At 56.8% G+C, this 18,539-nt stretch carries 18 protein-coding genes and 2 pseudogenes; 12 read left to right on the forward strand and 8 right to left on the reverse strand.

Features of this window, described 5'->3' with window-relative positions:
* Window positions 1-98 precede the first annotated feature (98 nt).
* The 5 genes from RX328_RS09795 to RX328_RS09815 are packed head-to-tail and all read right to left on the reverse strand — an operon-like array spanning window position 99 to window position 4,369.
* Complete coding sequence (locus RX328_RS09795; protein ID WP_213256917.1) at window positions 99-1,190, reverse strand: ABC transporter ATP-binding protein; 1,092 nt, start codon at window positions 1,188-1,190, stop codon at window positions 99-101.
* A gap of 4 nt (window positions 1,191-1,194) precedes the next feature.
* A complete protein-coding gene (locus tag RX328_RS09800) occupies window positions 1,195-2,022 on the reverse strand; it encodes an ABC transporter permease (protein WP_213256916.1) in 828 nt (275 codons plus the stop codon).
* 9 nt (window positions 2,023-2,031) lie between these two features.
* Window positions 2,032-2,979 (reverse strand): ABC transporter permease, encoded by a 948-nt coding sequence (locus RX328_RS09805; RefSeq protein WP_213256915.1) that lies wholly within the window; start codon window positions 2,977-2,979, stop codon window positions 2,032-2,034.
* A gap of 50 nt (window positions 2,980-3,029) precedes the next feature.
* The gene (locus RX328_RS09810) at window positions 3,030-4,115 is read right to left on the reverse strand and encodes a PotD/PotF family extracellular solute-binding protein (protein ID WP_213256914.1); all 1,086 of its coding nucleotides are present in this window, start codon (window positions 4,113-4,115) and stop codon (window positions 3,030-3,032) included.
* 26 nt (window positions 4,116-4,141) lie between these two features.
* Window positions 4,142-4,369, reverse strand: coding sequence for a hypothetical protein (locus RX328_RS09815; protein WP_213256913.1), 228 nt, complete (start codon window positions 4,367-4,369; stop codon window positions 4,142-4,144).
* 477 nt (window positions 4,370-4,846) lie between these two features.
* Here RX328_RS09815 and RX328_RS09820 point away from each other — a divergent pair, with 477 nt between their 5' ends.
* The 5 genes and pseudogenes from RX328_RS09820 to RX328_RS09840 all read left to right on the forward strand — a co-directional run bounded on the left by RX328_RS09820 (window position 4,847) and on the right by RX328_RS09840 (window position 6,954).
* Window positions 4,847-5,038, forward strand: coding sequence for an NAD(P)-dependent oxidoreductase (locus tag RX328_RS09820; RefSeq protein WP_283772457.1), 192 nt, complete (start codon window positions 4,847-4,849; stop codon window positions 5,036-5,038).
* Window positions 4,972-5,160 (forward strand): NAD(P)-dependent oxidoreductase, encoded by a 189-nt coding sequence (locus RX328_RS09825; protein ID WP_283772455.1) that lies wholly within the window; start codon window positions 4,972-4,974, stop codon window positions 5,158-5,160. Before RX328_RS09820 ends, RX328_RS09825 begins: the two co-directional genes overlap by 67 nt.
* Window positions 5,135-5,281, forward strand: coding sequence for a hypothetical protein (locus RX328_RS09830; protein ID WP_312018154.1), 147 nt, complete (start codon window positions 5,135-5,137; stop codon window positions 5,279-5,281). Before RX328_RS09825 ends, RX328_RS09830 begins: the two co-directional genes overlap by 26 nt.
* A 191-nt stretch (window positions 5,282-5,472) precedes the next feature.
* Window positions 5,473-6,808: pseudogene (locus RX328_RS09835) on the forward strand (IS1182 family transposase).
* Complete coding sequence (locus RX328_RS09840) at window positions 6,805-6,954, forward strand: hypothetical protein (protein WP_317258667.1); 150 nt, start codon at window positions 6,805-6,807, stop codon at window positions 6,952-6,954. The pseudogene RX328_RS09835 and the gene RX328_RS09840 overlap by 4 nt, the downstream one beginning before the upstream one ends.
* A gap of 31 nt (window positions 6,955-6,985) precedes the next feature.
* Here RX328_RS09840 and RX328_RS09845 read toward each other — a convergent pair whose 3' ends face one another.
* Window positions 6,986-8,071, reverse strand: a complete 1,086-nt coding sequence (locus RX328_RS09845) for an IS5 family transposase (RefSeq protein ID WP_317258668.1) — start codon at window positions 8,069-8,071, stop codon at window positions 6,986-6,988.
* Window positions 8,072-8,865: 794 nt separating this feature from the next.
* On the opposite strand from RX328_RS09845, the pseudogene RX328_RS09850 reads away from it, so the two are divergent.
* From RX328_RS09850 to RX328_RS09870, 6 genes and pseudogenes are all read left to right on the forward strand, one after another.
* Window positions 8,866-9,062 (forward strand): annotated as a pseudogene (locus tag RX328_RS09850) (IS3 family transposase); the annotation flags it as partial.
* Window positions 9,063-9,688: 626 nt separating this feature from the next.
* Window positions 9,689-10,626 (forward strand): IS630 family transposase gene (locus RX328_RS09855; protein ID WP_213255976.1). Its coding sequence is split into 2 segments (ribosomal slippage): window positions 9,689-10,511 and window positions 10,511-10,626, totalling 939 coding nucleotides; the frame shifts between segments, so codons are not numbered across the junction.
* 365 nt (window positions 10,627-10,991) lie between these two features.
* Window positions 10,992-11,882, forward strand: a complete 891-nt coding sequence (gene dapA / locus RX328_RS09860; RefSeq protein ID WP_213255974.1) for a 4-hydroxy-tetrahydrodipicolinate synthase — start codon at window positions 10,992-10,994, stop codon at window positions 11,880-11,882.
* Between the two features lie 232 nt (window positions 11,883-12,114).
* Window positions 12,115-12,387 carry a CoA transferase gene (locus RX328_RS43405; RefSeq protein WP_249727145.1) on the forward strand — a complete coding sequence of 91 codons (273 nt, stop codon included), beginning with the start codon at window positions 12,115-12,117 and terminating at the stop codon, window positions 12,385-12,387.
* 404 nt (window positions 12,388-12,791) lie between these two features.
* On the forward strand, window positions 12,792-13,097 hold the full coding sequence (locus RX328_RS09865) for a hypothetical protein (protein WP_249727144.1): 306 nt from the start codon (window positions 12,792-12,794) through the stop codon (window positions 13,095-13,097).
* Between the two features lie 628 nt (window positions 13,098-13,725).
* A complete protein-coding gene (locus RX328_RS09870) occupies window positions 13,726-14,676 on the forward strand; it encodes an alpha/beta hydrolase family protein (RefSeq protein ID WP_213255973.1) in 951 nt (316 codons plus the stop codon).
* 159 nt (window positions 14,677-14,835) lie between these two features.
* Here the strand turns inward: RX328_RS09870 and RX328_RS09875 are convergent, their stop codons facing one another.
* Window positions 14,836-15,318, reverse strand: coding sequence for a MarR family winged helix-turn-helix transcriptional regulator (locus RX328_RS09875; RefSeq protein ID WP_213255971.1), 483 nt, complete (start codon window positions 15,316-15,318; stop codon window positions 14,836-14,838).
* Window positions 15,319-15,799: 481 nt separating this feature from the next.
* On the opposite strand from RX328_RS09875, the gene RX328_RS09880 reads away from it, so the two are divergent.
* On the forward strand, window positions 15,800-17,335 hold the full coding sequence (locus tag RX328_RS09880; protein ID WP_213255969.1) for a porin: 1,536 nt from the start codon (window positions 15,800-15,802) through the stop codon (window positions 17,333-17,335).
* 395 nt (window positions 17,336-17,730) lie between these two features.
* On the opposite strand, the gene RX328_RS09885 is transcribed toward RX328_RS09880, so the two are convergent.
* Window positions 17,731-17,901 carry a cytidylyltransferase domain-containing protein gene (locus RX328_RS09885; protein WP_317258669.1) on the reverse strand — a complete coding sequence of 57 codons (171 nt, stop codon included), beginning with the start codon at window positions 17,899-17,901 and terminating at the stop codon, window positions 17,731-17,733.
* Window positions 17,902-18,539: the final 638 nt, after the last annotated feature.

The following is an 18,539-nucleotide window of genomic DNA, read 5'->3' on the forward strand; positions in this document are numbered from 1 at the left end:
TGGTCCAAACGCGGAACGGAGGCGTCGCCTAAAAAAGCATTTTCGGTCCTTGGCACCAGCCGTTGCAGACCTTTTATTGACTGCCTCACGTGCACATTTCAATTTCGGAATACGAGGACATCCGACGCGGAAAAAAGAGCGCGGACGGATTGTCCGGGTAGGACCGCCGAACTGCGCCCGACATTCTTGCGGATTGCGAGCAACCGGCTTTTACCCGGAAGTTCGACAACCACATGCACATCGGCGCCAAGAGGCGCCACATCGAGCACGACACCCGCCAGGACGTTGTGCTTTGGGCTTAGAGCCGGCTCGGGTGTGGTGCCATCCACGAGCTCGATGTTTTCCGGCCGTATACATAAATCGACGCCGTGCTCGCTGCACTGACGACTAACCGTCGTGCGGATCTCACAGCCATCGTCGGTGGCGTACGAAATGACACCATCGGTTGATTGGCCGCTTTTCGATCCGTGGAACCAGTTCGATCTCCCAACAAACTCGGCCACGAACTTGTCGGCGGGCGCCTCGTAAATCTGTGTCGGCGTTCCCCGCTGAGCGATTTTTCCGGCATTCATGACGACGACCTCATCGCCAAGGGTCAGGGCTTCCTCCTGATCGTGGGTGACGACGATGGTCGTGGCGCCGACTGATCTGAGGATCTCCTTCAGTTCAAGCCGCAATTCTAGGCGAAGCTTCGCATCGAGCGCAGACAAAGGCTCGTCAAGGAGAACGATCTGCGGGTCGATCGCTAGTGCACGCGCAAGCGCCACACGCTGCTGTTGTCCGCCGCTCAGCTGATGGGGGTATCGGGCTTCCATGCCGGTAAGTTGCACGAGCGATAGCATTTGCGCGATGCGAGAGGGTATCTCCGATCCCGAAGTGCCGCGGTATCGCATGCCATAAGCGATATTCTGGGCCACGGTCATGTGAGGAAAGAGCGCGTAATCCTGGAACAGGAGCCCAACATTGCGCTCGTAGGGCCTCAGATGGCCGACGTCCTCGCCGCCAATTTCTACGGTTCCCGTGTCAGGCGACGTAAAGCCCGCAATGATGCGCAACGTCGTCGTCTTGCCGCAGCCGCTCGGCCCCAAAAGAGAAAGCACCTTTCCTCTCTCTATATCAAGGGAGATACCATCGACTGCGGCGAGTTCTCCGTACTTCTTGGTGATCTCTTTGAGATTGAGTACACTCATCTTGTCATGTCCTATAGGGCCCTTGGCCGATTACACGTTCGAGGCCAAGGACGCGGTCCAGCGCGAGCAGTAAAATGACTGTAAGGCCCATCAGGGCGACCGCAGCCGCCGCGATCGTGAGTTCGAAATGCGACCTGATCAGACCGACGAGGGCGACGGGCAGAGTGTACGTGTCGTAGTCGCTCAGGAAAAGGCTAATCGTCACATCATCCATGGAGAATGCGAAAGCAAAAATGGCACCAGCGGCAATGCCGTTCTTGGCGAGTGGTAGAGTTATCGTGAAGAATGCCTCACGCGCGTTCGCGCCGAGACTCAACGCCGCCTCAACGAGCGTTGCGCTTACGCCTGCGAGCCCGACCAATGTCATTCTAATCGTGTAGGGTATTGTGACGATCAGGTGGCCGAAAACCAATCTCGGAAAGACCGGCAGCACGTTAACGATCGACAAGAACATAAGTAGCGCAAAGCCAATGATGACTCCTGGCAGAACGAGCGGCGACAAGAATGCCGTGGTGGTAAGATCGCGCCACCGCGGAGACATGCGGCTGATCGCCAGTCCGGCTGATGCGCCCATTGCGGTCGCCACTGCGGTCACAACGATCGCCAGCTGCATGCTATTTTTGAACCCCGACCACAGATAGTTATTATTCCACAACTTTACGAACCATTGCGTCGATAGATCCGTCGGGGGCAATGGACCGATGTACTCGCGCGCATCGAACGCCATGAATGCGGTGACGATGACTGGGAACAGCAGGAACACTACCGTCACGGCGATGATCGCCGTCACGCTCACGGCAAGAATGACATCGGCGTTTCGTTTGCTACGCATCTCTTTTGCTCACGTCCGGTCGAGTAGGGTCAAGAGCCTAGACATGATGAAAATCAACAGCAGGGACAGGACCATCATGACAATCGATATTGCTGCGCCGCTCGGGTAGTTCGTGATCTCGCTGAACCGGCTGTAGATAAGGTTTGAAATGAACATCACACGACCCCGTCCGAGGATCCAGGGTATTATGAAGGCGCTTATGCCAAGCGTCATCGAGACTAGAAATGCGGAGACCAGTCCGCGAATGCACAACGGTATCGTCACAGTAAGATGAGAAGAGAGCGCCGAAGCGCCAAGCGATTGCGCCGCTTCGATCAACCGCGGATTAAGTTGCTGTACAGCTCCGATCAGTATCAGGATCGACATGGGTATGGAATAATGGAGCAATCCAACGACAATGACGCAATTGATGTACAGCGATCCGTTCATGTTGACTCCAAGAGCGGACATGATCGGTGCGAGTATACCGACGGAGCCAAAGGTCAGCTGAAGCGCATAGACCCGAACGAGCGCGCTCAAAAACATGAGCCCGATAAGTAGGGTCATTGCGGCCTTGCGCATTGCCGAGGATGCATTTCTGGCAATGAAATACGCAATCGGAAAGGCAATTAAGACGGCGATGAGCGATGCGCAGAACGCCAGGAAGTACGTTTGCGAAAAATACCGCAGATAGACCGGCAGAAAGAGCTCCGTGTAGTTTTCGATCGTAAGCGGAGCTCCGTCCACGGATCCAATTCGACCCGGTTCGAATGTGCGGAAACTCTCATTGAGAACCGTCAACATCGGCAGTCCGAGGAAGAGAACGAATACTGCCATTGCCGGAAGCAACAGCAGTATTTGGGATCTGGCAGCCCTCACTCGCTCTCCAACCATATGCCTACGCTTAGAGTTTACGATTGGCGCCTTCACCGCCGCTTCCGGAAGAAGCTGCAAGACTTGGAATCTGCCAGACTTCATTCTTACTCCAGCCATAGGCTCATCAAGAATTTGGGATTCGCGTTCTGCATCTAGAGTAGAGGCTGGATTTCTTGCTCCCAACGCTTATTCCAGGCGTTAACCTCTTTGGAGAGATGAGCCCAGTCCGGGATGTAGACGTGCCGCTCCATCTCCTCGTTATTGAAAGCCAAGTATTGGACGTCCTCAGGCGCCTTCGCCTTAACATTCGTCGGTATTCCACTTATGTCTCGATTAAATTGTTCATTGTTCTCAGGACTAATTGCAAAATTCGCGAATTTGAAAGCTGCATCCGTGCGCCCGTTTTTTAGCACACACCAACCCTCGTGGAAGACAAACGTCTTGAACCCTGACTGAGCGGGCATCTTGCTAAGATGCTTTGTCTTGATCTTGAAGTCGCGTTTCAGTCTCGCGACGCCTGTACCGCCACCGAAGGTTATGCAAGTCTCGCCGGAGGTTATCGAAGTCGTGATATCGGTATCCGCGTTTGCAACACGGCCGATATTTCCGCTGCGCGCCAATTGCTTTAAGAAGTCCCAGGCCGGCTCCATGTTTCGCTCATCGCCGCCTTTATGCAGCGCCATAGTGACTGCCTGGAGATTGGAGCTCAGCGTCGGTACCGGCCAACAAATCTTGCCTTTGAGTCGGGGATCCAGCAAATCCTCGAGCTTCGTGATCTCAAACGGGGCAAGATCTTCGCGATACCACCAAATGAGCGCTGATATGGTACGGGGAATATTGATGACGTTGCCGGCGCTGTCCTTGACCAGGAGCTTTTGCGGAATGTCTGCGATATTCGGAACCTTCTCGCGCGTAATCGGCTCTGCCCAGCCTTCCCGGGCGATCGTTTGCCACGAGAGGTCCCATCCGGTGAGCAGATCTATGCCAGGTTTCGGCCAGTTGGCCTTGATCTTTGGGAGAATAGCGATAGCGCCACCGGCATGTAGTTGCCAATTAATCTGAATGTCCGTTTGCGTGGCCGCAAGCTTCTTGATGCTGTCGAAGTAGCCCCCGCCCCAATCAACCGCAGTGATCGTCTCAGCGGCACGGGTCTCTTCAACGCCTGCCAACGAGAAGCCAGTACCGGCAGCGGCAACTGAAGCAGCACCTTTCAAAAAGCGGCGACGTGACGTGAACATGTTCCTTGCTCCCATGTCGATTTTTGTTAATGCGCATAGCAGTTGTTGAGAGAGAGCATACCAAGCTGCGGGAACAGGATTTCGCTGTTGTGGGGCACGGCATAGCCGGAATCCTGCGGCTGTTCGCCAAAATGCAAAGTTTTATGACTGACTTGAACTTTGGAGATCGGGACACTATTGGAGCCAATGCCACGCTCGGCCATCATCAAGGCAGACAATCGCGGCGTGCGTTCCGTTGGTTGGCTGGCGTCCACGACTTGCACCGAGCAGAACGTGAGGAGACGCCTGGCTGCGGGCGCTTCTCATCAATTTAGGCTGGTCAGAGCAGAAAAAATCTTCGCGAAATCAATGCCAATAGGTCGGATGTTTGGTCTGTTGACGATGTTCGACGAGTTCATTTAGGGAATGCCCCTATGATGCAGGAATTCGTCGTGGCGTCGGGCAAATGCGACGCAAACATGTTTGCGACGCGCCTTGGAAGTTGCAGGAACTCAAGGTGTTTTCCTGGATGCATTCTGGCGTTGATGACCTTCGCCAAATGGGAGCGCTCTCTCTCCTTAAGCAACGCGGCGTGAAACTTGCGAATATTCGTGGTGCGCCAATGCGGTTGCGGTTGCAGAGCAGGCGATGATGTTCGTGCTTGCCCTTGCGAAAAAGACGTTACTCAACATCATGCGTTGCTGGAACGACAAAAGCCTATTCCAGTGTATGCGGATGACTCTCGATCGGCCATGTTGCACGGTCGTACGATTGGGATCATCGGCCTTGGACAAATCGGCTGTCGTATTGCTAAGCATGCAAAGGGATTCGACATGCGTGTTCTTGGCGTCCGCCGAGATAAGGGGAAGCCGGTCGAATGCGTGGATTCGGTCCATGCATCGATGAATTACACTCCGTGCTTGCGAAGTGTGACTATGTCGTAGTAGCGACTCCCAATACAGTGGAAACCAACCAGTTGATTGGCAAGGCCGAAATTGCGGCTATGAAGCCATCTGCCTGTCAACATCTCGCGCGGAAGTGTGATCCAAGAGAAACCTCTTTATGAGGCACTTACGCCCGGTCGTTTGCGCGGCTACGCAGCAGATGTCTGGTGGACCTATGGATTTGGGAGGCCTTTCCAGCGGGCTCGGGTTCACGCCTGGCGGTTCACAAGCTTCCGAATGTGATTGGCTCCGATGATCAAGCCGCAAATGCCGATGACGTTCTGCAACGAAATATTCAGTGGGGCACTCAGAACTTGCTGGACTTTGCAACGGGAAAGCCACTCATGCGGGAGGTTGGTCTGGATTTGGGTTACTAGGAGCCTGTCTGAGTAGTGACTGGTCAAGAGGGTGCGAGTCTGATTCCTTGCGTGGTCATGAGCAAGGAATTTCGCCCCTGGAAGATCGACGAGGTCCAGCTTCTGCCGCCGAGCGTGCAGGACTATGTGCCGCAGGACCACGTTTCGCGGTTGATCGTGTCGCTGGTCAAGGAAAGCCTTGATCTATCGGCGATCCTAGGCAGCTACCGGAGCGGGCTGGGTCAGCCGCCGTTTGATCCGCGGATGATGACGGCGCTGCTTCTGCACGGCTACGCGAGCGGCGTCGCGGCGGATCGCCAGGGCGGCGGTGGAGCGGGCGGATTTCATGATGATCGTGGCGGGCGATGCGCCGGACTTCCGCACGATCTCGGAGTTCCGGCGGCGGCATCTTAAGGCGCTGGCCGACCTGTTCGTGCAGGTGTTGAAGCTGGCCGAGAAGGCCGGGTTGGTGAAGCTCGGGCACGTGGCGCTCGACGGCACCAAGATCAAGGCGAACGCGTCCAAGCACAAGGCGATGAGCTATGATCGCATGAAGAAGCGGGAAGCGGAGCTTGCAGCGGAGGTCGACCGCTGGCTCAAGGCGGCGGAGGCCGCCGATGCGCAGGAGGATAAGCTCTACGGCGACAAGCGCGGCGACGAGATGCCCGATTGGGTGGCCGACAAGCAGAAGCGGCTTGAGAAGATCCGCGAGGCCAAGGCCGCGCTGGAGGCCGAAGCCAAGGCCGCAGCCGAGGCGGAGCGCAAGGCGTGGGCCGAAGTCGAGGAACGCCGCATCGCCGAAGGGGGCAAAAAGAACGGCAAGACGTCCGCGCCGCCGAACACGGAGCCCGACGGCAAGGCGCAACGCAATTTCACCGACCCGGAAAGCCGCATCCTGAAGGCCAAGGACGGTTACATCCAGGGCTACAACGCCCAGGCCGCGGTCGATGGTGCCCATCAGATCATCGTGGCGCAGACGCTGACCAGTTCCTCCAGCGATCAGGCGCAACTGGCGCCGTTGCTCGACGGGATCAGGGCCAATCTGGGGACCAATCCGGACGAAGTATCGGCCGACGCCGGCTACTGCTCCGACGCCAATCTTCGCACGATCAAACGGCGGCGCATCGAGGGCTACATCGCCACCGGAAGGCAGAAGCACGGCACCAAATCCGCCACCGCGAAAAAGGCTTCAAGACCCGGCTCGCTGATCGCCAGGATGAGCACCAAGCTCAAGCGCGCCGGCTACCGAAGTCGCTACCGCTTGCGTAAGCAGATCGTCGAACCCGTGTTCGGACAGATCAAACAGGCAAGAGGGTTCAGGCAATTCCTGCTGCGCGGCATCGACAAAGTGAAGCCCGAATGGGCCCTGATTTGCACCGCTCACAACCTCGTCAAGCTGGCGAGGGCCGCATGAGCCGCTATCATTCGGATAAAACCGGCTTCCCGATGCTAACTGGACAGGCTCCTAGCAGTCCGCTGAAAAACCATGAAATGGAGAGTTTTCTTATTCTGGCCGGTCGTTGTTGGGGCGAGGCGGCGGAGTTGGATGTAAATTTCTAGCCTGGTGTTGGGTGCACCTGACGCGGGGTGGCTAAGCGGCAAGCAGTTTTGGAATGCGGATCAGGTTATAGGCGATCAGATTGAGCAGGAAGTCGGCGGCGACGCGAGCGATGCCACGATGCTTGGTCTTTCGCATGGTGCCATGCTGCTTGCCCCATCCGAAAATGCACTCGACCATCGCCCGGCGCGATTGCGACATGCCGTACCCCGGATGCCGCGTGGTTCGTTCGTCGATGGCGCTGTTGCGGGTGTTGCCGGTTTTGGTGACGGCCTGGTTCTGTGTCACATGCGGCGTCACGCCGATGGCGCGAAGATTGGCGACATGATCGGCGGTATCGTACGCCTTGTCCTCACCGGCCGTGATGCGGCGGCCTGCGGCTTTGCGTCTCGCCTTCAGCATGGTCTCCGAAGCCCGGCGTTCGGCGGTGCCATTGGCATGCGTGACCCTGCCGGCCACCGCCAGCCCATGCCGGTTCTCCATGGTGGCGTGGCCCATATAGCAAAGCTTGGCCTCCCGTCCGGCCGCCTTGCGATAAAGCCTGCTGTCCGGGTCGCTGGTACTCGCATGGGTGTCGTTCTTGCGCTTCTGGCCGTGGAAGTTGGCGCCGTCATCATCGTCGCCGCTGCCGTCCTTGGGGCGAAAGCTCTTCTGTGAAGCCCAGGCTTCGATCAGCGTTCCATCCACCGAGAAGTGCTCGTCCGACAGCAGCGGCTTGACCTGCGGATGGTTCAGAAGCCTGGTCATGAACTTCGTGAACACATCACCGTTCTGCAGCCGCTCCCGGTTCTTGGTGAAGGTGGTCGGGTCCCAGACCGGATCGTCCGGCGACAGTCCCACGAACCAGCGATACAAAAGATTGTAGTCCAGTTGCTCCATCAACTGGCGTTCCGAGCGGATGCCGTAGAACACCTGCAGCAGCAAGGCGCTCAGCAATTGCTCCGGAGGGATCGAAGGACGTCCCTCGCTGGCGTAGAGCCTCCCAAGGCTGCGGTTCAAATCACTCAAAACATCCCGGACGAGTTCCCGGACCTTCCGCAGCGGATGGTTCGCTGGCACCCGCTTATCCGGCGCAATGTACGAAAACAGGCCGCCCTGATCCGTAAACCTGCCCCGCATGATCATCTCCGCCGATTCGAGATGATCAAGTGAATCATCAAGCCCCCTCCGTGGCGAGGGGGTTCTTCAGCAGACTGCTAGACTAGAATGGCAACGCAGTGGGCGAGTTGAGGGGCTCAAAAACACGTTCGTTTCAGGGGTTGCAGGCTTGTGCAATCCCGGAACGGTTCCTAGTTGATTGGCCCTCGTTAACCGGTCAGCCAGCCCATGAAGCCCATTCGGTCAGTTCAACGCCGAACGACCCTTGCGGTCGACGTTGTTGCCCGTATGACCCGCCTCGATCTCTTCTCGCGGCTGAGAAGCGAGTCGTGTCACGCACCCGCTTCGAAGCTTCACTTTGACTGGCTTGATTAACCGTTGCCGATCGGTTTTCCCGATTGCGAGGTCGAGCCTCAACCCTTGCATCAACGCCCAGAACGCTGGTCCTGGCTCAAGGCGAAGTGGCCACCCAAGAGCGAGTGCCGTCGAAGTTTATAGCTCTTGGGGTTACTCGTGAGCCACAGTCGCCTTCGCTGGGTCGTGGATTTCTTCGTCGCTATCCTGCTGGTGGTAGTCGTCGCTGCTATCGCAGCGGTGGTGGGCTGTGACGATAGGAAAGTGAGCAACGACACGCCCCCTGGCGTGCACATCCGTCGTTGATCGGCGTCATCAAACCGCTTGGACTTGCCGAGAAGCAAGGGGCGGCAGCCGGCTCCAGCGAGGATCTAGCGTGACCAACATCATATAAATGAAACCAACTTCTTGCGCATTATGACGTTTAGATTCGGTCGTTAGCGTCCGTTTTCATTGACGGTTTCCCAGGCCACGGTCAGATGAGGCCGCAGCAGTTGGAGATCGCGCACACCTCATGCGCGAGGTCGCCAAGCTGAATACCGAGCGGGCCTAAAAAAGCCGCGGCCTGCTTCGCGAACGAGTCGACATGAAGTTCGATTTTGTTGCGAACCACCGGGGATTTGGCCGGCGGGGTGGATCGCTCGGTGTCTCGCGAAATTCCGCCAGGACCGCAGCCTGAGAGTTGCGCTTGCTCAGGTTCGAGAGAGGTGGCGAGCAGGAGTACTCACGTCTCGGGCGGCGCGCTAGACTAATGCAAAGTTTAAGAGCGCGTCAAATGCACTCTAATCTCACAAGCAGCGCCCGCAAAGAAATGAGCGGAGTTTCCTTGTGGCCGTCGCGGCTCGATACGTTCTGTGTGCAGAGACGGTTGCCAAGCTTATACGTCTTCTCCGCCAGCGACGAACCGGGCATCGATTGTGGGCGACTTGCGCCGCAGGACGCAATTGTCTTTTAAGCAGTGATTAGGACGTGACGAATGAAGGATCCATATGCTCAATTTTGATACGACATCGACGGAAACACGACTCTCTTCGTCCAAGTCCCCTAAGGCCAAAAGAAACACTGTGGCCCAATGATATCAAGCCATTGGCAGGAAACGGTCCAAGGATACAAGTTGATGGATCCGACCTCCCAGATTAATCGCAAACCACCTAATGACACTCAGCAGAGCTGCCACCACCCGATCTCATTAGAGCATTTTCCGATCTTGCGGAATCGGAAGGGATTCCCTTGCGGGGCAAATCGTGATTCATCATGGGGGCTGGTATGTGGAGGCCAGCCCCCATGGCTAAACCGCTCTCGCCGGACCTTCGCCTTCGCATTGTTCGGGCCGTGGAAAATGAAGGCATGAGCTGTCGGGGCGCCGCCGGCCGGTTCGGTGTGGCGCCATCGACAGCGATCGAGCTGGTCAGCGAGTGGCGAAGCACGGGCGCCTGTGAGGCGGGAGCGCAGGGCGGAGACCGGCGTTCAGCTCGGATCGAGGGTCATGCTGCGGAGATCCTCTCCCTGGTCAAGGTTACGCCTGACATGACGCTGGCCGAGATCGCTGACCATCTCTTCAAAGTCCACGGCGAGCGCTTCGTGCCGAGCGTGCTCTGGCGGTCCTTCGATCGCCGCAACATCACGTTCAAAAAAACATCGCACGCCAGCGAGCAGGATCGGCCGGACGTCGCCGCCGAACGCGCCGCGTGGAAGGCATCTCAGCCTGAGATCGACATCCACCGGCTAGTGTTCATCGACGAGACGGGGGCCTCTACCAAAATGGCGCGGCGCTATGGTCGGTCGCCTTATGGCCGGCGCTGTGTTGCAGCGATCCCACATGGCCATTGGAAGACGACGACCTTCGTCGGTGCGCTCAGGGCGACCGGCATGACTGCGCCGATGGTCCTCGACGGTCCCATGGATGGCCTGGCGTTCGAGGCTTACGTGATGCAAGTCCTCGTGCCGACGCTCGAGCCGGGCGACATCGTGGTGATGGACAATCTCGCAGCACACAAGCGGGCCGAGGTCGGCCTCTCTATCGAGGCGGCGGGAGCCTGGCTCCTCTATCTGCCGCCTTATTCGCCCGACCTCAATCCGATCGAAATGGCCTTCGCCAAGCTCAAGCCGCCCTCCGAAAGGCCGCCGCTAGGTCAATCGAGGCTTTGGACGATGCTATCGCCCACGCCCTAGCCGCCTTCACCGCCCAAGAGTGCCTGAACTTCTTTGCCGCAGCCGAATGATCGTGTCTGATCAGAATCTGCTCTAGCCTGGGGATTCCGAAGGAATCGCAATTGAGCAATTCCTTGGCGCCAGGTACGAGCGAACGATCTCTGCGGCGAAATCCGTCGCAAAAATCGCGCTCACGCTGAATTCAGGCATTGATGTGGGTCTCGTTGCATTAATCAATATTGATGGGCCGTTACTATGTGGCGCATTAAGCGTGATCCATTTTCATGAACGACTGTTTTGGGGGCAAACAATCCGGCATCGGTCGGGAAAGGTCGAAGTGGGGCATCGAGGAATAAACTGGAGTTAAATTTCACACTGGCGGCCTTAAATAAGGCTGATATGGGAATGGTTCGCGACATGTTTTGAAAGGGATGCAATGACGGAAAAAAGGCGCTTTCGAGGGTGCTTTACTGCCCTGGTCACGCCTTTTGATGAAGGCGATCTGGACGAGGAGGCGTTTCGCAGTCTTGTAGAATGGCAGATTGCGCAGGGAGTGCACGGTTTGGTGCCAGTCGGTACTACCGGCGAGAGTCCGACTCTCTCTCACGATGAGCACAAACAAGTAATTGAGTGGTGCGTCGAAGAAGCTAGAGGAAGGGTGCCGGTAATCGCTGGTGCCGGCTCAAACTCCACGTCAGAGGCGATAGATTTCTCAAGACACGCAGAGACGGTCGGCGCGGACGGGGTATTGATCGTTACACCGTACTACAACAAGCCAAGTCAGGAAGGTCTCTTCCAACACTACAAGATGATTAACGACGCGATTGGGATTCCCATAATCATTTACAATATCCCGGGGCGTTCTGTCGTCGATATGTCGCTGGAGACCATGAAGCGGCTTTATGAATTGAAGAACATTGCGGGGGTAAAGGATGCGACCAACGATTTGGGCCGCGTCTCGCAGCAGCGCGCGGCGATGGGGCGCGATTTCAATCAGTTTTCGGGGGAAAACATTACCGCGCTCGGCTTTATGGCTCATGGTGGCCACGGCTGGATCTCCGTAACCTCGAACGTCGCCCCGTGCCTCTGTGCTCACTTTCAAAACGCATGCTTAGCTGGGGACTACGCGACAGCGCTAGAATTGCAAGACAAGCTCACGCCATTACACGTCAGCCTATTCGTTGAGAGCAATCCTGCGCCAGTCAAGTTTGCGTTGTCGCTGATCGGTAAATGTTCGTCGACGGTCAGATTGCCGATGGTGCCGGTTAGCGAAAAAACGCAAGCTCAGATCCGCGAAGCCATGCTACACGCTGGCTTGATCAATTGACCCCCCGGCCGGCCTAAATAGATCTGGATTTACCGCGAGAGCACCGACAAGGCAGTAAGCTGAGGAAGAGAGGCTCTGTCGAGGGATCGCGAGGATCTAACGAATCACGCACCTGAGCGACCTTGCAGCTCACCACAGACTCAACTCGGGTGTCGCGACGCTGGTTTTCGTGACGCAAGGTCAAATCGACGTGCCTTGATTCTTGGGACACCCTGAGCTTAGGCATTAAATCTTGGGCCTTCGGAGCCACAGTCCTGCATCCAGAATCCAAAAAGCCCCCACGCCCGAAGGACGGGAGCTTGAGTTATGGCATCTATTCGAGCGTGAGCTGCAGGGCACCTCAGAGTGCGGGGATCCCGCCAAGGTACGCGACCTCAACCGCAACAAGAAATCGGTCACCGTCAACATCGCCGAGCCCGAGGGGCAGGAGATAATCTGCGCCCTCGTGCAAAATTTGATCTGTGCCTGCCCGGTGCGAAATACGATGCCGTGTCGGCAGCACTGAGCTTGTCGTGCAGGAGCACGTCGCATCGGGGCGACGGGCCCTCCAACCGGGCGACGAGGCGCGACTTGAATGCACTCCCATGTACGAGTCGTTAAAGCGTAGGCGCCAGACGGGACGAGACTGTTGATCACGCTTCACAAGCTTGGCCAGATACCCATTGCGCTTACCTTTCCAGCTTTGACATGGCAAACACGCCGTTCTTGACTCGCGACCGCAACACATTCGTTCCCAATATAGTTGCGAATGGACCTTCGGGCCCAAATCGCTGCACGGCCACTTCGTCATCGATCTACCAGTGGCGTCGAGGGCTTTTTCGCGAGTCCAATACGGAGTAAGATCTTGCAAATTCGTGCTTTGCCGAGCCACGACCGAGGCTCTCCAAGAACATGGGGCCGCTCGTCTCAATGCGTGTCGGCACTGATCACCATCGCGTATGTCTCGGTGAGGCAGCCGCCGATCACATGGGGGCTCTGCTCGCGTTCCTCCACTCTTTCGACGAGGTCGTCAAATCGTCGCTGATCAGTGGATTCTCGATCCGCACCCTGCCGCTGAAGATGTGGGAGAACATGCGCCACGAGATCGACCCGACGATCGCAGCAGTGGCGTCGCTGCTGATGCTTCTGCCCGTGCTCTGGCTGATCGTTCTCTACATCACCTGGTGGCGGTCGAGGCCGACAGTTTCGGGCGCGCTTCGAGAGACCACGGTTTGAGCCCCCACGCTGTCGCGGGAGATCGAAAGCGCTCTGTTTTTTGTCCATCGGGGAGATGGGTCTCGGTGACTCTTGATGTCAAGGGAAGTCGAACAGATGGATGGTGAATGTTCAAATGCCCATGAGCTTTGCGGGCAGCACGAATCCGGCTCCCCTCGCTTCCGTTGTACTGCCGGCACGCGCGGGTACACACTAAGCGCGGCTTCACGGCCCTTGAGGGTAGCGGGCTTGCTGCGGTAGCCGGCAGGCAACGCTTAGATAGTCATCGCTGCTTCTCCCGAAGAGCCGAGGCTGGATTCGCATGAAAAATGCCTACAATCCGCTTCAGGCACAGTATTTCGGAGTTGCAAGCCTCTCCATTAGGGAATTTCGGCGTCTGGAGCTTGCTAATATTTATTACAAAGAGATGAACAATCAAAGCCTGCGAAGCCACTGTCTCACCGATAGGTTTTATCTCCAATCGAGCAGCATATTGATTGGGCATGCTACCAAAGGGTGAGGGATCTGCACCGAGGACAAAACGATGGAGTTTGGTGCTTGGCCTCATGCGAGGGGTGATCTTGCGTCCACACGGCTGGGCGCCTCGGCGTTCTTCGACAGCCTGCCGTCCCAGGGGGAGGGCGCGGGAATGGGTCGTCAGAACTGGGCCGCGACATGGACAACCACCGGAGATGCCTATTACCGTCTTGCTGACCTCAACATAGGCAAGGGAGTCTTCGATGTGGCCACGGACGCGTGGCTTTGCGCGCTCACAGCCTTCGAAGTTGCCAGGAGGCTAGTTGCTGACGATAATCGAGACAGTGCAGACGTTTCAGCCAAAGTCGAGGCCGGCGTTCAGAGGTTCGCATTAGCTCTCGGCCACAAGGTGGAGAGCTTGCAAATTACGTGCGGCGATCAGATTGAATTATCGGCGTACTGTTTGCCTGCTGGCACTCCCCATTTATGCGGCCCGGCAGTCATTTGCGTCAGCAGCGAAGAAGAAAACAGGGCGACGCTGCTCGGCAGGCTCTTGCCTGTGGTGATTGGTCGGGGAATGTCCGTCCTTGTTGTCTCTCATGAGGATATCGCAAATCAATCTCGCGGCGAATCGGAAATCTTATTGTCTCATTGTTTAGATCATTTGTCGGCCCGGCCTGACGTCGATAGCAATCGAATCGCCGTTTATGGAGATGGCTTATCGGCTGCCTTAGCCACCGATTTCGCAGCGTATGATAGCCGTGTCGCTGCGGCGGTTTGCGACGCTGGCATTTGGAATTGGACGCGGACTCGAGGGTCCATTGGCTGGATGACGAGCACCCAAGATGACGCAGATAAGGACGTGGTGGCGGCGTGTCGCTCACGATTGGCACGACAGTTGAATTGTCCAATACTCGTCGTGGCGGGTGGGCGAGGCATTGTCAGCGTCTCAGAGGCCATCAAACTTCAGGCTGATTGTATGGCGGCGAGCGTCGATTTGGATTTGGCTGTGCCGCAGATCATTCAAGGGGCCCCCGGCGGGGAGGTTGACAATTTCGTGACCTCAGACGACAACATCTTCAGATGGCTGGAGAAGAAGCTCACACGCGCTGCAGCTGCATAGTGAATCCGTTAAGGCGCTCGTCCATCGTTGGACAGGCCGGGATTTGATTGAGCCCCTGCCTTGAGCTTTCGACTCTTAGCCGCCTTTGCCTCTGTAGAGGCCGCGCGATCGATCTTGCCGTTGCATCAGATCGTGCTTAACCGCTTTGGTCCATACCGCCTACAATACGCCTATACTAAGCTTTTGCGACGCCAATCGGGTATTCTTGGCGATCGAGGTTAGCCGTTTATTGAGGTAGTCAAGCGACGCCTCATCCAGACCGTCCAATAATGTGGAGTTGAGCGCCTCTCTCTTGATCGACAGTTTCGAAATTTCTGCACGAGCCTTTTGAGTTAAGGACATTTGGACGAACCTTGCATCATCGGGCGATGGTTCGCGTGCCAGAAACTCCATTGTTTCTAGCTTCTTCGTTTGATTGGTGACAAACGCCGGATGGATGCGCAGTTTGCCTGCAACCGCTATCCCCGAGACACCGCGACCTTCATCGAGTTCGTCGATGGCCATTAGAATCAACCACTGTGGCTCGGTTAATCCCAATAGCTGGGCCCAGCTCTTGTGTACTTCCTCAAGTTGGGAATGAATCTCGACAATGTTCCAGATGAAGTCCCTAACGGCTCTATCGATTTTTTGTTTTTCAGCCATGTCGGTGATTCCGCCTAAACTTGGAGCCGCCGAAGCCGCGCTCCGTAACTGCTCCCGAGAGAGGTATCCGTGTTAAGTCGATGGGGAAAGGCTACACCGGGCATAGGCGCCATGTAAAAAATCAATTGACAAATGCAATTAATTTGAGATAGCGTCTGCTCCGGATCGTTAGAAGATCTTTTCAGCGATCATGTTTCAAATCTCCAAGGAGAACCTCTGGGATGCCCCCTGGGGGTTCTTTTTTTACTAATCGGGTTTTGTGCGCCAAGCGAGCCCTGGCGTTGCAGAAAGGCAACGCTTTCCGACCGAATAGCAATTGCAGTAATTAATTAATTGCAACAATTGATTTGGCGAATTAGTCCTTGGACGGACGGAGAGGGGGCGCCTCGACGTCGTCCGTCAAGCACCCGCCCAGTAGGTGAGGCTAGCAGCGCGGATCTTTGAAGGACGGAAACGACGTTTCCAACTTGGAGGTTCATCCATGAAACTAATGAAGAGTCTTATTCTCGGTTCTGCGGCAATGTTTGCCGGCGCCGGGGTCCAGGCTGCCGACCTTCCCGTGAAGGCCAAGGCGGTTGAATACGTAAAGGTCTGCTCGCTGTATGGTGTTGGCTTCTACTACATCCCCGGAACCGACACCTGCATCAAGCTGGGTGGTTACGTGCGCGCCACAACCATTCTTGGCTCCAACGGCGTATGGGGTGCCGCCACAGGCGGCGTCGCTGGCGCACACAACCGCCTTAGCAACTACTACACGGCTCAATCCCGTTTCGACTTCAACGTAGATACGCGCACCGCCACGGAATATGGTGTCCTTCGCACGTACGCTGAGCTGGCCTTCACCTGGACCGCGGGCGGCTATAGCGGTGCCGGTACAACGGCCGTCAATGGCGCGACGGCCTATAGCGGAACCAACCCCGCAGGAAGCGGTAGCGGCCAAATTTCTGGTGGTAACCTCAGCGTCTACTACGCGTTCCTTCAGTTCGCAGGTTTCACCATGGGTAGAGCGCAGTCGCAGTTCTCCTCTCCCTGGACCAACTATCCGGGGAACAGCTTCGACGGTCTGCCGGGCGGCGGCGGGTGGGAAGCTGTCAATCAGTTCGCCTACACCGCTGACCTCGGGCAAGGCGTCTCGCTCAGCTTCTCCGCTGAGGACCAGGTCACCCGCTATACGACCAATATTTGGAACGTAAGCGGCGCGACGGCAGCAGGTCTGGCTACGGGTACCTACGGTGCCGGTGACATCGGCGGTACGCGAACTCCAGACCTTGTCGCGGCGCTTCGAGTTGACCAAGCCTGGGGTCTTTTGCAGGCGTCGGTTGCCGCGCATAACAACCACGCCGGCTACTATGGCGTTGACGAAACGACTGGCCATCCTGACGACAAATGGGGCTGGGCTGGACAGCTGGCGTTGTCGATCAAAAACATCCCGACTGGTGAGCGTGATACGATCAACGTCCAGGGCGTATATACCAACGGGGCAAGCAGTTACAATTTCCAACCTTATACGGCGTACACTTACGCAATGTACGGCGGTACGGGTCTCGGAGGAGCTTACCAGAGCGTCGGCCTCGCCGGTGTCTCTGATTCCGTCTTCGTTACCGGAGGTGGCCAGCAGTTGACCACGACCTACGGCCTCAATGGCGCGTATACCCACAACTGGAATCCATATTGGAATACGGCCGTCTACGGTGCCTGGGCTGCTGTCCGTTACAATGGCACGGCCAAGGGCCACATCTGCGGCGCGTTCGTCGGAACGCTCGCGCTGTCAAGCGGTGCTGCTGGCTGCAACCCCGACTTCAACTATTCGGTTGTTGGTCTGATCACGCGCTGGAACCCCGTCAAGAATCTGACCTTCTCGGCGGATGTCGCTTACGTGATGCTCGACCAAAAGTATACGAGCGGAAGCACGGTGAACCTGCCGGTGCAGGCTGGCATTGCCAAGCCAGCGGCTACCTATGAGCTGAAGGACCAGAGCAGCCTCCAGCTGATGCTCCGCGCGCAGCGCAACTGGTGAGTTCTCTGTTCAACAAGCGGAAGGAGAAAACGGAAAGGCTCAATAGATCGAGTTAACCTCCAAGGAGGCCTCCGGCATGCCCGCCGGGGGCCTTTTGGTTCTCTGCCCACCTTTCCAGTCTCCGTACGAGCCGCAGAGCGAGCCAAGAACCTGAGCTGCCATCGCCGCCCAGAGCATTCCGAACCGCAGCAGAAATCCGACTTCGACCGTTTTGATCAAACTCGTCGGATCACAAATCGGTCCGTCCGCAGGCTCGAAGTCACAGGTCGTGCGATATCGTTCGCGACAATCGGCCTGGATGTGGTTCGGGTCCGCACTGCCGGGTGGCCCGCGGTTTTCATCAGTCAGTTGCTTGCTTCTTCACTAGTCTACGAGCCGCGACCAAATCGTCCAACCTATCCACACCTAACGGCTCCGTTTGAACAGTGGAGACGTCGATCCGTGCACCTGCCTCCAATGCTCCGCGACACCTGAACGATCATTGGTCGACCCTTGATGTCTGCGAGCGCCATCCCCGGAAGCCTGATGGAGCGAAGACGCGAGGGAATGATCACAATTCGTCGCACGGCTTTCCTCGCAGCGATTCACTGGAAACGTAACTCTCCGATTGAAGCCAACGACGGTGGATGGGCTCCACCTGCAAACAATTCACCTTTGTACAGCGAAAACGCAAGGCAAGTCCGGTCAACGAATAGATACTCCGTAGATAAATGGGCATGAAACTGTCGGGATGGTGCTCGCTAGCACCTATTGCTTGCGAGTGGTTTAAACGGGCTCGCGGTGACCACCTACCTGGGCTTTCCGCGTGGGCAGCGGCTGGTTGGGCCCATCCACTTTCCAAAGCTTGGATGGTTGTTCGCGTCGATCCGAGAGGTCGCGTAGTGAAACTTCGCAATTAGCCCGTCACGTGCATAATTTCGTCTACACGAAGCGTTACATCAGTGAAATTGCGCTTTAGGCCCAAGTAATGTTTTTCCCAACGAGATGAAGGCTTCCGGGTGACCAAGGTTCCGGCAAAAATTCAAGGCAAGGAAACAATGAGCCAGCGCGAGCCGGACACGCCGCATGCAGGCGAGATCCTTCGTCCTCCCGGTCGTACTTCGGAGCTATTGCTGAGCGCGCCCCTTGAGCGCCTTGGTTGGCGAGCTCCTGATGTTCGCTCCGACAGACTTGGCCCGCCTGTCGCTTTGTCTCGATCATCGAC

Origin of the sequence: Bradyrhizobium sp. sBnM-33, from assembly GCF_032917945.1 — a bacterium.
Taxonomy (GTDB): domain Bacteria; phylum Pseudomonadota; class Alphaproteobacteria; order Rhizobiales; family Xanthobacteraceae; genus Bradyrhizobium.

Excerpts from the sequence above, each read along its gene's own strand:
- RX328_RS09795 (WP_213256917.1), bottom strand. The coding sequence starts at position 1,190 with ATGAGTGTACTCAATCTCAAAGAGATCACCAAGAAGTACGGAGAACTC.
- RX328_RS09800 (WP_213256916.1), bottom strand. The coding sequence starts at position 2,022 with ATGCGTAGCAAACGAAACGCCGATGTCATTCTTGCCGTGAGCGTGACG.
- RX328_RS09805 (WP_213256915.1), bottom strand. The coding sequence starts at position 2,979 with ATGAAGTCTGGCAGATTCCAAGTCTTGCAGCTTCTTCCGGAAGCGGCG.
- RX328_RS09810 (WP_213256914.1), bottom strand. The coding sequence starts at position 4,115 with ATGTTCACGTCACGTCGCCGCTTTTTGAAAGGTGCTGCTTCAGTTGCC.
- RX328_RS09820 (WP_283772457.1), top strand. The coding sequence starts at position 4,847 with ATGTTGCACGGTCGTACGATTGGGATCATCGGCCTTGGACAAATCGGC.
- RX328_RS09825 (WP_283772455.1), top strand. The coding sequence starts at position 4,972 with ATGCGTGGATTCGGTCCATGCATCGATGAATTACACTCCGTGCTTGCG.
- RX328_RS09840 (WP_317258667.1), top strand. The coding sequence starts at position 6,805 with ATGAGCCGCTATCATTCGGATAAAACCGGCTTCCCGATGCTAACTGGA.
- RX328_RS09845 (WP_317258668.1), bottom strand. The coding sequence starts at position 8,071 with ATGCGGGGCAGGTTTACGGATCAGGGCGGCCTGTTTTCGTACATTGCG.
- dapA (WP_213255974.1), top strand. The coding sequence starts at position 10,992 with ATGACGGAAAAAAGGCGCTTTCGAGGGTGCTTTACTGCCCTGGTCACG.
- RX328_RS09865 (WP_249727144.1), top strand. The coding sequence starts at position 12,792 with ATGCGTGTCGGCACTGATCACCATCGCGTATGTCTCGGTGAGGCAGCC.
- RX328_RS09870 (WP_213255973.1), top strand. The coding sequence starts at position 13,726 with ATGGGTCGTCAGAACTGGGCCGCGACATGGACAACCACCGGAGATGCC.
- RX328_RS09875 (WP_213255971.1), bottom strand. The coding sequence starts at position 15,318 with ATGGCTGAAAAACAAAAAATCGATAGAGCCGTTAGGGACTTCATCTGG.
- RX328_RS09880 (WP_213255969.1), top strand. The coding sequence starts at position 15,800 with ATGAAACTAATGAAGAGTCTTATTCTCGGTTCTGCGGCAATGTTTGCC.